The following is an 11,766-nucleotide window of genomic DNA, read 5'->3' as shown; positions in this document are numbered from 1 at the left end:
TAAAATATTTTTTTTATAGATAAAATGCTTTATACAAGGAGGCTAAAGTGGACGAAAAGGAAAAATGTGAAGACCCCGACAAAATTAAAGAAAAAGAAAATGAAAATGAAACACTCCACAGTGAAGATAATCCTAACATGGAGAAAAAGATTATTGAACTTGAAAATGAAATTTCAAATCTAAAAGATTTATATTTAAGAAAACAAGCAGAATTTGAAAATTTTAGAAAAAGACTTGAAAAAGATAAAGAAAATTTTATTAAATTTGCAAATGAAAACATAATGAAAGACATAATTAATTTCCTTGATAATTTAGAGAGAGCAATAGATTCATCAAAACAGTCAAAAGACTTTGATACCCTATTATCAGGAATTAGTATGATTGAAAATGAAATACTCTCAAGCTTTGACAAAAAATATAATCTAAAAAAATTTGGAAAACCAGGAGAGGAATTTGATCCAAGTCAACATGAAGCAATAAGTATAGAAGAAAAAGAACAAATTATAAATCCTCAAATTGTAGAAGTATATCAAAAAGGATACTGCTACAATGATCGAGTATTAAGAACTGCAAAAGTTAAAGTTGCACAAAGTAAAAATTAATTAGAAATCAAAAAATAACAAAAGGAGGCCTTATATGGGAAAGATTATAGGAATTGATCTTGGAACAACAAATTCATGTGTAGCCATAATGGAACATGGAAAACCTGTTGTTATACAAAATTCAGAAGGAGGAAGAACTACTCCATCAATTGTAGCTTATACAAACAAAGGTGAGCGACTTGTAGGACAAGTAGCAAAAAACCAAATGGTTACAAATCCTGAAAATACAATATATTCAATAAAAAGATTTATGGGAAGAAGATTTGAAGAAGTTGCAAGCGAAATCAAAATGGTTCCTTATAAAGTAGAAAAAGGACAAAACGGTGATGCACGTGTAAATATCTCCAATATCAAAAAACAAATGTCCCCACCAGAAATATCAGCAGCAACTCTAACAAAAATGAAAGAAACAGCCGAGGCCTATTTGGGAGAAAAAGTTACTGAAGCTGTAATTACTGTACCAGCATATTTCAATGATGCACAAAGACAAGCAACAAAAGACGCTGGAAAAATTGCAGGTCTTGATGTTAAGAGAATTGTTAATGAACCAACAGCTGCAGCTCTTGCTTATGGAATTGAAAAAAAACATGAAGAAATCGTTGCTGTTTATGACCTAGGTGGTGGAACATTTGATATCTCAATTCTTGAGCTTGGAGATGGCGTTTTTGAAGTTAAATCAACAAACGGAGATACCCATCTTGGAGGAGATAACTTCGATGATGAAATCATTAAATATCTAATTACTGAATTTAAAAAAGATAGTGCTATTGATTTATCAAACGATAAAATGGCACTTCAAAGACTTAAAGAAGCAGCAGAAAAAGCAAAAATAGAACTCTCAGGTGCCCAGGAAGCATCAATAAATCTTCCATTTATCACAGCCGATGCAAATGGTCCTAAACATTTACAATATACCCTTACAAGAGCAAAATTTGAACAAATGGTAGATCACTTGGTTCAAAAAACAAAAGAACCATGCCTCAAAGCCATTAAAGACGCTGGGCTTAAAGCTTCTGATATTAATGAGGTAATACTTGTTGGAGGTTCTACAAGAATACCAGCTATCCAAAAAATCGTAAAAGAAATATTTGGACAAGAACCAAATAAAGGTGTAAATCCTGATGAAGCTGTGGCAATAGGTGCTGCTATTCAAGGTGGAATACTTACAGGAGAAGCTAAAGATATGGTACTCCTTGATGTTACACCTCTATCACTAGGAATTGAAACACTTGGTGGTGTTATGACAAAATTAATCGAAAGAAACACCACAATTCCTACAAAAAAAAGTCAAGTATTCTCAACAGCAGCAGATAATCAAACTTCTGTAGATATTAAAGTTTTACAAGGTGAACGAGAAATGGCATCACAAAACAGGGTACTAGGCAACTTTATTCTTGATGGAATACCAGCAGCTCCAAGAGGTGTTCCACAAATAGAAGTTAGCTTCGACATTGATGCTAATGGAATAGTTCACGTTTCTGCTAAAGATATGGGAACTGGTAAAGAACAAAAAATTAGAATTGAATCATCATCAGGACTATCTGAAGAAGAAATTGAAAGAATGGTCAGAGATGCTGAAAATCATGCTGAGGAAGATAAAAAATTAAAAGAAGGAATAGAAGCAAAAAACATAGCTAATTCCCTAATCTACCAAACAGAAAAATCTTTAAAAGAATATGGAGAAAAAATAACAAGTCAAGATAAAGAAGCTATTGAAAACAAAATAAAGGAACTTAAAGATGCATTAGAAGGTTCAGACATATCTTTACTTAAATCAAAAACAGAAGAACTACAACAAGCTTCTTATAAAATAGCTGAAATGATGTACAAAGATGCTCAAGCAAGTTCACCAAATCAAAACAATGCTCAAAACAATTCAGGTAGTGAAAGCAAAGAAGCTGATTACGAAGTTGTTGATGAGGACAAAAAATAGTGAAAAGAGATTATTATGAAATTTTGGGGCTCTCAAAAGGAGCCTCAAAAGATGAAATAAAAAAAGCATATAGAAAAATAGCAATTAAATATCATCCTGATAAAAATAAAGATAATAAAGAAGCTGAATCCATATTTAAAGAAGCAACAGAAGCTTATGAGGTTTTAAGTGATGACAATAAGCGTGCCCAATATGATCGATTTGGACACACAGCATTTGAAGGAGGAGCATCAGGATTTAGTGGATTTTCTAGCGGATTTAGTGGATTTTCTGACATTTTTGAAGATTTTGGAGATATTTTTGATTCATTTTTCACTGGAAAACGTGGGCAAGACAAAAGCAGATATCAAGAGAGAGGTCAAGACATAACATATCAAATTGAAATATCTCTTGAAGATGCCTACTTAGGATACAAAAATAACATTAACATATCAAGAAACATATTATGTGAATCATGTTTAGGTAAAAAATCTGAAAAAGGAACATCTCCTTCAATATGTAACATGTGTAATGGTAATGGCCGAGTAATGCAAGGAGGGGGGTTTTTCAGAGTAACAACCACATGTCCAAAATGTTATGGAAATGGAAAAATAATATCAAATCCTTGCAAATCATGCAAAGGAGCTGGAGGGGTTAAACATAAAGAAACTCTTGAACTCAAAATTCCAGCAGGAATTGATGACTCCCAACAAATTAAAATGAGAGGAAAAGGAAGCATAAATCCCGATAGTCAACAATACGGAGACCTCTATATAAAAGTATCAATCAAACCTCATAACATTTTTAAAAGAAATGGAAAAGACCTATACGCAACTCTACCACTAAGCTTTACTCAAGCAGCACTTGGAAAAGAAATTAAAATACAAACAATAGCAAAGAAAAAGATTTCAATAAAAATTCCAAAAGGAACAGAAAATGATGAACAAATCATTGTCAAAAACGAAGGGATGCCAATACTACATACAGAAAAATTTGGAAATCTCATTTTGATCATTAAGGTCAAAACTCCTAAAAATCTAAATAATAATGCTATTAAACTACTAGAAACTCTAAGCAAGGAAATCAAAGACATTGATGAGGTTACCTTAAATAAAATTTAATATGTATATTACACATGCTAATTCAATAATTGAAAGCATCAAAAATAATAAAGGACTTGAACTATATATTTCAAAAACAAGTCCAAAATCTATATGTATTGAACAATTAGCAAGACAATATAACATTAAGGTCATTAAAATAAATGATCTTACAAAGATACTTGGCAATAATAATCATAGGGGTTTTGCATTAAAATTACAAAATCTAAAAGATTATAATACAATAAATAAAAATAAAAACTTAGAAGAATACTTAAAAGAATTTCAACATAAAAATAACATATTTATTTTAATACTTGATAGTATAGAAGATCCTCAAAATTTTGGAGCAATTCTTAGAACAGCGGAACAATTCAATATTGATCTTGTAATTACTAACCAGAGAAAAAGCGTAAAAGACAATGCAACTGTCTTACGCACAAGCTCTGGAGCAAGTCAATATGTCAACAAATTAACAGTTCCAAATATAAACAATGTAATTAGATGTTTAAAAAAACAGGGATTTTGGATATATGCCAGTGATATAAAAGGACAAGCAATAAATAACACTAAAATAACTGACAACAAAATTGCATTAATTATGGGCAATGAAGGCAAAGGAATACACAACTTACTAAAAAATAATTCTGATTTTTTAATTAAAATACCAACTAAGGGAAAAATAGATTCTCTTAATGTATCAGTTTCAACAGGAATTTTAATATTTGAAATAAAAAGACAACTCAACTTGCTTTAGTTCATTCTATCCAATCAAATAAACTCACTCATCCTAAAAAATTTCTAACTTCAACAGAAGCCAAAAACCCTTCAGCAGCAGCCGTAATGGCTTGTGCATAAAGCTTATTGCTAACATCACCACATGAGAATACTCCATTAACACTCGTTTTCACAATATCTTGAGTAGAAATATATCCATCATCATCTAATTCCAAAAATCCTTTTACAAACTCCGTATTTGGTTTATAACCAATGGCTATAAATATCCCATCTACATTTAATTCAAAAGCAGAATTATGCTCATTATCCATAATATGAATTTTAGAGACAATATTTGTCCCACTAACCTCTCTAGCCTCACAATTATATAAAATATTAACATTAGATAATGTTGCAACACTTTTTTGTAACATATCAATAGCTTTCATATAATTCTTTCTCACAATAACATACACCTTTTCTGCTAGTTTACTTAAATAAATAGCTTCTGAAATAGCCGTATTACCTCCACCAATTACAGCAACAGTTTTTCCCTTAAATAGGTGCCCATCACAAATTGCACAAACAGAAATACCTCTATTCCAAAATAAATCTAAATTTTTAAGAGTATCTAACTTTTTAGGTATAGAGCCTGCTGCAATAACAATAGATTTGCTCCTATAGATATAATTATCCGTATAGAGACAAAAAATATCACCTCTTTTATTTATAGATCTTACAGTTTCAAGATAAGTAGTAGCACCTAAATTGATCGCTTGCTCCTTCATATTTAACATCAACTCTCTTCCATTTATACCATTTTTAAATCCCGGATAATTATAAACTTCTGTGGTTGTTGTCAGCTGTCCTCCAGGTTCAGGGCCTTCCAAAATACTTGTCTTATATCCACTCATAACAGTATAAATTCCAGCAGTAAGTCCTGCAGGGCCTGATCCAACAATAATCACATCTTCAACAAAATCTACCTCTGTTCTTATAATCTCCTTATTAAATTTCTTTATATCTAATACTTCAAAATTTAACATAAAACCTCTTAACTCAATTTAACTTTAAACGATATAAAAAAAATTCCTAAATATCTTAACTAATTCAATCACATCAAGATATACTGACACTAATTCAAAAGACCATTAATATTAATCTCTAAGACACAACATGGAACCATAATTCCAAAATTACTTAATATGTAAGGTGACACTTCTCCAAAACTGCCTAAAACAACGTCTTTTATTAAAATATCAGCACCTCTGCCATCTATATAAAGATTTTTACTTGATTCTTTTAATTTAAATCCAATATTCAAATAATAAAAAAGAGATGAAACTAAAGAATTAATTTCATTAAATGAAAATTCCCTATCGGCCATTAAAAAAGCCAAATTATCATAAGTAACAGTACCCTCATCACTAACTAAATCTTTTAAAGCTACCTTACCAATCTCAAAAATCTTATGGGGATAAGGAAAATTTGAACTAATGCTCTCAGATTTAAGCAAATCAGGTATTATTGAACCTCTAATATACTCATAACTTTCAGTCATTGGATTAGAGACACTTAAAAGTTCAGAACCTTTAATATTCATCTTTTCAATAAAATCTACCTTAGAACCCAGATAATTATAAATCATCTCCTGAAATCCCATTCCTATCATTAAATTTCTAACACTTCTTGAAAATTCTTCTATTGGACTTAATTTTCCTATAGTAAAATCTTTGGGAAGCTCTGACTTAAAATTATCTAGTCCCTTTCCTATCATCACCTCTTCGATAACATCTACTTCATGCAGAAAATCATTCCTATAAACAGGAGGAATAATATAAAATTTATCTGATTCTTCAAAATAAGCTGAAATTCCTAATTTTTTCAAATCAAAGCATATATCATTTGCCGTAAAATTACTTCCAAGTAGTTTATTAACACTATCAACATTAATCTCTAAACTATTTTGAAAGTAATAAGGACAAATTATTTCTTTCCCAAATAAAGTTTCTTTAGGAAAAACAGTCTTTACGGGCAAAATTTCAAACCCCATATCATACAAATCACAAGCAACAATTGATAAAGACAACAAAGTAGCTTCAAGATCAGTTCCTGTAACCTCAATAAATAAATTAGTATCACCTACTTTTAAAGTTCCAATATCACGTGAATTAATTATAGGAGGATAAGAGAGTACATTGTTCTTATAATCCAACAATAAAGAATATTGATCAATATTTGCAAAAATTGACGAATATTCTATTCCTTTTGGATGTCTTTCATTTATTTCTTTAATGGACATCTCAATATCCATACCTAAAGGAACAAATTTATAATCAGAACTACATGTAACATAATTTATAGGAAAATGAATCAAATTTGATGAATACATTCCCATTGCAACCCTTCTGCGTTTTTGCCCATAATTATGAGAAAGTTTCTCTTGTAACTGAATTAAAATCTCAAGCATACGCTCATCACAAATCAACCCTTTTGCCAAAAATCCAAAAATAAAAGGCCTAATCCCAAACACTTCAGGACTGACAAAAATTTCACCATAAAATTTTTGCAAATTATCTGTCATTGAAAAAAAATCAAATGAAGGCACATTACCAGAAAGATATGTCTTAATATGACGTGCAAGTCCTGCAGAAGACCACAAATCAGGTCTATTTGTATCATTAAATTCAATTTTTATCTTATCTTTAACCATATCAATTTCACAAATCTCAGCTTTAGCCGTCTCAATAATAGATTCAAGCTCATAATTCGTCAAATCTTTTCCTATTTTTTCTAATAAAATACTTTTATAAATTTCAACCTTAGGCATTGCTCTTTCCTCGCCTTAACGCAACATCACCAATACTATGAGTAAAAAGTTCCCTTAAATCACTTAATCCTAAATGCATCAACGCCATTCTATCAATTCCAATACCCCAAGCAATAACAGGAACATCAATTCCAAAAGGTTTTGTAACCTCTGGTCTAAAAATACCACTTCCACCCAGTTCAAACCAACCAAGAATAGGATGCTTAACATGAACTTCAATTGAAGGTTCTGTAAATGGAAAATATGCAGGAACATATTTAAAATCAGTAGCTCCAGCCAACTCCTTAGCAAAAATTTCAAGAAGACCTAGTAAAGTTTTAATATTAACATCTCCAATAACAATTCCTTCTGTTTGATAAAAATCAGCTCCATGAGTAGCATCAACCTGATCATATCTAAAACATCTAACAATTCCAAAATATTTACCAGGATTTTTTGCATTAATTAATTGTTTCGCCGAGAGAACTGTACCTTGTGTTCTTAAAACTAATCTTTTTGAAATACTCTCACTAAAATTATATTTCCAACCTCTTGACCCTGTAATATACCCATTTTCATGAACAGCTTTCACATTAGAAAAATAAGGCTCAGGCAAAGACTTTAACGAATTTGGTTCCTTAATATAATAAACATCTCTTATATCACGTGCAGGATGAAATTGTGGCATAAAAAGAGCATCATTATTAAAAAATTCACTCTCAACCAAAGGACCATCAAACTCTTCAAAACCAAGACTTACAAGCTTATCCTTCACTCTAGCTATATACTCTGAATAAGGATTTGCACGTCCAATAAAAGTTTTATTTGATGACACATGAATGTTATAAGCCCTAAAATTTTTATTTTCATAAGACTTATTCTTTAGCATTTCAGGTGTTAATTTTACAATTTCATTACCCGTTAAATCATTTTTTTTAAGATAAGATTTTATCTCTAGTCCAAACTTAGTAAATTCAAATCTTAAGTCCAATTTTTCTATGATTTTAAAGAGCACATCACTAGCGCCTTTCTTTTTTGAATAATTGGAAATAATTAATAATTCATCTTGTGATAAAGCATCTTCCAATAAATCTTTATCTCTAGCTCTCTCAAGCAATGTTCTAACCATTTTATAACTAGCACACTCTAAATTTTTAACAATAATTTCTTTATTTGCTCCTAAAGATAAAACACCCTCTCTAGATAAATTACCAAATGCCTTACCCACATCTCTAAGATCAATTTGTAACTCTGATGCCAAATTGGCAACTAAAACCATTTTTTGAGATATAAGAGTAACTATTCTCTCTTCAATCAAACCATTATTTAAAGCATCAATACCTTTCTCAGTTAAACGATAAAACACATTAAGTTTTCTAAAAGTTTCCTTAAGTATGCCTTTAGACAAGAGCCATTCAACCACTTTATTTGACTGCCCTTCATTATAATTTAAGTCTTTAGAAAGTCTCAATGCAAAAATCGAATCTTCCTCTTTATAATTCAAAATCACTCTTACTTCAAGAGGATGCAATGCTTTAGCTATATCAAATATATTCCCCACAAACTATTCCTTAATCATCACTTTTGCTAACAATCCCAAGTTCCAAAATAAGCTCAACTTCTCCAACAGATAATTTAGTAGCTCTCGAAATTTCCAAAGCACTCCATCCCTGTCGCATAAGTTTAATAACAGAATCCCTAACTGTTGCATTATTAAGACCAATATTATCTTTATACTTAGATTCTGTTTTAACAAGAATGCCAAGGGTCTTAATTCTCTCCTCAGCAGCAACATTTAAATTTTCTAATCTAGTTTCAGATTTTGCAACTTTTTCTCTTACATTTTGAATGTATTCTAACTTATCCTCAATCTCCAACAACATCTCTTTAAGATTTTGAACATTACTTAAAGCTTCCTGTGATAAATCTTTATTAGCTAATAATTCTGACACAATGTCTTTTAATTCCCCAATACTATGTGTAAGTCCAGAACTTTCTTTAAATAACACATTCATTTTGGTTTCTATTTCACTTATTAAATCAAAATTTCTATCAACAGATTCTAGCGTAGACTTCAATATAGTATCTTTATTACCAATCCTATCATAATTATCAAGAATAGTATTTTGATCGTCCTTAATCTCCTTCAGTTTAGTTTTATAAATCTGAATCTCATCATAAGACTCTGTAAATTTCTTATACCTTTCTTTAAAAGAAGTATAAAATTCAAGGAATTCAACAAAATCTTTCTTAATTCCTTTAATATCCATTTGATGCGTCTTTAAATCATTGAATACTTCAATAATATCTGATGTTCTAATTTTAACATCTTCAATTTCTCTAGTAACACTTTCAAAATCACCCCTATATTTCTTCACAAGATCTATTTCATCCATTAAAGTTTTTCGTAACTCTTCTAATTTATTTTTAAAATGATAGACTTCCTTAATTAACTCATAATTTTTTTCAAGCTCCGCTTCAAGTCTCTCAAAATTTTCAATCTTAGTATTAATAACATTGTAACGACCATCAAGTTCTTTCATCAAATTGGTTTTATATGTAGTTAAATTATTCTTGGTTTCACTTACAAAATTATTAAATTCATTATCATAGTTTAAAGCTTTAAGTTTAAGTTCTGATATATTTTCATCAACACCTTTACTTATCAAATCATATCTATCCTTAAATTCTGTTTCTATATTATTAACTTGAATCTGCAAATTATTTCTCAAAGTTCTTATTTCTTCTTCTGAATAATTTAAATTATTCTTAATTTCATTTTCAAAAGCACTATACTCTTCTTGCATAGTACTAGAAAAAGAATCATAACTCTCTCTAATAATACCCTCAATGTCAGATCTATACGTATTCACTTGTTCAGAAAGCTTTGAAACATCATTCTGTATCAATTTAATCTGAGATTCAAAGCTTTCTTTATCATTCAAAAAATTATCCACAACACTTTGTTTTTCTCTCTCAATCTTAGAAATCACTAAATTGTATTCATATTTTAATTTTTCATTAATATCAAAAATTTTATCTTCAAGATCTTTTTGTTGACTTAAAAACTTAATCTCAATTTGTGTTGCAAGTTCTTCAGTACTCAAATTGATCTTTTCATTTATAGAACTAATCTTAAAATTCATAGTATTTTCAATATTTAAAACTTTACCTTGAACCTCATTTGAAATATTTTTTAAATTAAAATAAGTTCGATCTTCAAAATCCTTAATATCCGTATGCAAATTCTCAAAGGTTTCTTTGGTTTGTTGAGTTACATTACTTTTAACAATTGCTAAATCATTCTCAATAATATCAATATCATTTTTAATCTGATTTAAACTTTCTTCTGTAATACCTGATCTCTCTTCAAATTCTTTATAAGTATTCTTTTGCCAATTTAACATATCATCCTTAACTTTTACAAACCAAGAATCAACATTACTTTGACGATTATCTATAAGTCCAATAAATTCATCTACCCTATTTGTAAAATTGGTTTCCATCAAAACTATTTTATTCTCTATATCTCTTTTTTTAACATCAAACTCTTTACTAAATTCTAAATAAAAATTTTCCTTATTCAAAATAAATTCTTGTTCAATTTCTATTCTAAAATCCCTTATAAGATTTTCTTTATCTTCCAGGTTTTTAATTATTTCTCTTTCTAAACTTTCAATCCTTTGATCTGAAGATGTTACAAAATTCTCCAAAGAACTTCTTAAGTTATCACCTCTCTCCTTTAAGTCTTTAAAAAAATCTTCCTCCAGAAGTTTAAGATGAGATGAAATATTATGATATGAATCTTCTTTAAGTTTTAACACATCCCCCTCAATATTACTTAAACTCAATTTAAGTTCAGTAAGATTATCTAACTGTTTCTTAATATCTCTATCCACTTTTTCACTTGAATTTGCAAGTTTCAAATTTAACTCATAAATAAACGTATTTAATTTATTTTTTACATCAAAATGCATATTTGAATATTTACTATCAAGTTCAGCATATTTATTTGATATTAACTCTTCAACCACATTAGTCTTATCATCTATCTTCCTCTCTATAAGTGAATGTTTCTCATTATACTTATCTTCAAGTTCAATATATTTACTTGATATTAACTCTTCAACCTCATTAGCCTTATCATCTATCTTCCTCTCTATAAGTGAATGTTTCTCACTATATTTGCCTTCAAGTTCAGTATATTTATTTGATATTAACTCTTCAACCACATTAGTCTTATCATCTATCTTTCTCTCTATAAGTGAATGTTTCTCATTATATTTGCCTTCAAGTTCAGTATATTTATTTGATATTAACTCTTCAACCACATTAGTCTTATCATCTATCTTTCTCTCTATAAATAAATGTTTCTCATTATATTTGTCTTCAAGTTCAGTATATTTATTTGATATTAACTCTTCAACCTCATTAGCCTTATCATCTATCTTTCTCTCTATAAGTAAATGTTTCTCATTATATTTGTCTTCAAGTTCAGTATATTTATTTGATATTAACTCTTCAACCTCATTAGCCTTATCATCTATCTTTCTCTCTATAAGTAAATGTTTCTCATTATATTTGTCTTCAAGTTCAGTATATTTATTTGATATTAACTCTTCAACC

General features: G+C 29.4%; 8 protein-coding genes. 4 read left to right on the top strand and 4 right to left on the bottom strand.

All coding sequences use genetic code 11. The features are described from left to right. Nucleotides 1-47: 47 nt before the first annotated feature. From grpE to rlmB, 4 genes are read left to right on the top strand one after another with little or no spacing between them, the layout of a single operon-like run. The gene (grpE, locus tag U880_RS0103635) at nucleotides 48-602 is read left to right on the top strand and encodes a nucleotide exchange factor GrpE (RefSeq protein WP_024654792.1); all 555 of its coding nucleotides are present in this window, start codon (nucleotides 48-50) and stop codon (nucleotides 600-602) included. 34 nt (nucleotides 603-636) lie between these two features. Next, nucleotides 637-2,535, top strand: coding sequence for a molecular chaperone DnaK (gene dnaK / locus U880_RS0103630; protein WP_024654791.1), 1,899 nt, complete (start codon nucleotides 637-639; stop codon nucleotides 2,533-2,535). Then, a complete protein-coding gene (dnaJ, locus tag U880_RS0103625; protein ID WP_024654790.1) occupies nucleotides 2,535-3,635 on the top strand; it encodes a molecular chaperone DnaJ in 1,101 nt (366 codons plus the stop codon). The genes dnaK and dnaJ overlap by 1 nt, the downstream gene beginning before the upstream one ends. 1 nt (nucleotide 3,636) lies before the next feature. Then, complete coding sequence (gene rlmB, locus U880_RS0103620; protein WP_024654789.1) at nucleotides 3,637-4,371, top strand: 23S rRNA (guanosine(2251)-2'-O)-methyltransferase RlmB; 735 nt, start codon at nucleotides 3,637-3,639, stop codon at nucleotides 4,369-4,371. Between the two features lie 28 nt (nucleotides 4,372-4,399). On the opposite strand, the gene trxB is transcribed toward rlmB, so the two are convergent. The 4 genes from trxB to U880_RS0103600 form a co-directional block, all read right to left on the bottom strand. Next, nucleotides 4,400-5,377, bottom strand: a complete 978-nt coding sequence (gene trxB, locus U880_RS0103615; RefSeq protein WP_024654788.1) for a thioredoxin-disulfide reductase — start codon at nucleotides 5,375-5,377, stop codon at nucleotides 4,400-4,402. An 89-nt stretch (nucleotides 5,378-5,466) separates the two neighbouring features. Continuing rightward, nucleotides 5,467-7,161, bottom strand: a complete 1,695-nt coding sequence (pheT, locus tag U880_RS0103610) for a phenylalanine--tRNA ligase subunit beta (protein ID WP_024654787.1) — start codon at nucleotides 7,159-7,161, stop codon at nucleotides 5,467-5,469. Next, nucleotides 7,154-8,701, bottom strand: coding sequence for a phenylalanine--tRNA ligase subunit alpha (gene pheS, locus U880_RS0103605; RefSeq protein WP_024654786.1), 1,548 nt, complete (start codon nucleotides 8,699-8,701; stop codon nucleotides 7,154-7,156). Before pheS ends, pheT begins: the two co-directional genes overlap by 8 nt. Nucleotides 8,702-8,711: 10 nt before the next feature. Next, nucleotides 8,712-11,766, bottom strand: a 3,055-nt coding sequence (locus tag U880_RS0103600; RefSeq protein ID WP_024654785.1) for a SpiroCoCo family coiled-coil protein, incomplete at its 5' end; no start/stop codon positions are given.

Source organism: Borrelia hispanica CRI (assembly GCF_000500065.1).
Taxonomy (GTDB): Bacteria; Spirochaetota; Spirochaetia; order Borreliales; family Borreliaceae; genus Borrelia; species Borrelia hispanica.
The sequence above is the reverse complement of the archived record's forward strand: the minus strand, read 5'-3'. Positions and strand labels throughout refer to the sequence as shown.